Source organism: Arthrobacter sp. E3 (assembly GCF_017353415.1).
GTDB lineage: Bacteria > Actinomycetota > Actinomycetes > Actinomycetales > Micrococcaceae > Specibacter.
In genome coordinates this window covers 1-966 of the sequence record NZ_JAFMPX010000090.1, presented here as the reverse complement: position 1 = coordinate 966, position 966 = coordinate 1, and the positions used below count along the sequence as shown (strand labels likewise).

Annotated in this window: 2 protein-coding genes; one reads left to right on the top strand and one right to left on the bottom strand. The window is 66.7% G+C overall.

All coding sequences use genetic code 11. The features are described 5' to 3' along the window. Positions 1 to 4: 4 nt before the first annotated feature. A complete protein-coding gene (locus JMA46_RS16760; protein ID WP_207346483.1) occupies positions 5 to 517 on the bottom strand; it encodes a hypothetical protein in 513 nt (170 codons plus the stop codon). A gap of 94 nt (positions 518 to 611) precedes the next feature. On the opposite strand from JMA46_RS16760, the gene JMA46_RS16755 reads away from it, so the two are divergent. Further along, a partial coding sequence (locus JMA46_RS16755; protein WP_207346482.1) for a hypothetical protein occupies positions 612 to 966 on the top strand: 355 nt, incomplete at its 3' end.

The window sequence follows — 966 nt, the reverse complement described above, 5'->3', positions numbered from 1 at the left end:
AGGCCTACCAACGCCGCGCCATGACCCTGGAACCCGGACGCGACGGCATGTCCTGGCTCACCCTGCACCTACCCACCATCAGCGCCCAAGCAGCCTGGGTCAACTGCACCCGCACAGCACGCACCATCAAACACCACCACCCACCCACCACCACCGGGACCAGCGGCAGTACCGGAGAACACCGCACCCTAGCCCAACTACGCCTCGACATCGCCACCACCCTCCTCATCAACCAACAACCCCGCCCCGGCAACAGCGGCAGCGGCAGCAGCGCCAGCAGCGCCAGCAGCGCCAGCGGCAGCAGCGCCAGCAGCGCCAGCGGCAGCAGCGCCAGCAGCGCCAGCAGCGCCAGCAGCGCCAGCGGCAGCAGCGCCAGCAGCGCCAGCGGCAGCAGCGCCAGCGGCAGCAGCGGCAGCAGCGCCAGCAGCAGCAGCGGCAGCAGCGCCAGCAGCAGCAGCGCCAGCAGCGCCAGCAGCAGCAATACTGACGCTGGAGGGACAACCGGAACCCGTGGCAACCGCGGTCAGGACCAAAAGGAGGAGGGTTCTGATCCGTCGGGTCAGGGAAGCGATGTCCCCTTCGGTGTCAGTTCCGCGTTCGGGGTTCACCTCGTGGACGATCCCCCACCCTGGGAACACCACAACCCCACACCCCCAGAACCCGCCACCACCAGCGCCATCAGCCCTAAAGCCGGTCAACCCACCAGCCAAGACACCTCCCATAGAACTGGTACTCATGCTGGTACTGCTGGTGCCAATGGTGGCCGGGTGGGGGATGTTCCGGTGGTCGGGGAACTCCTCGGAGATGAGTCAGGCTTCGTTGACGGGGTCGTGGACGGGATCCCGGAGGATCCTGAACAGGACTACCTCGACCAGCTCGAAATCCTCCGCCACCACCACGTCATGATCGACCCTCCCCTGCCCAAAGCCCTGATCTTGCTCACCGTGCCGTTCCTTTCAGCACTGA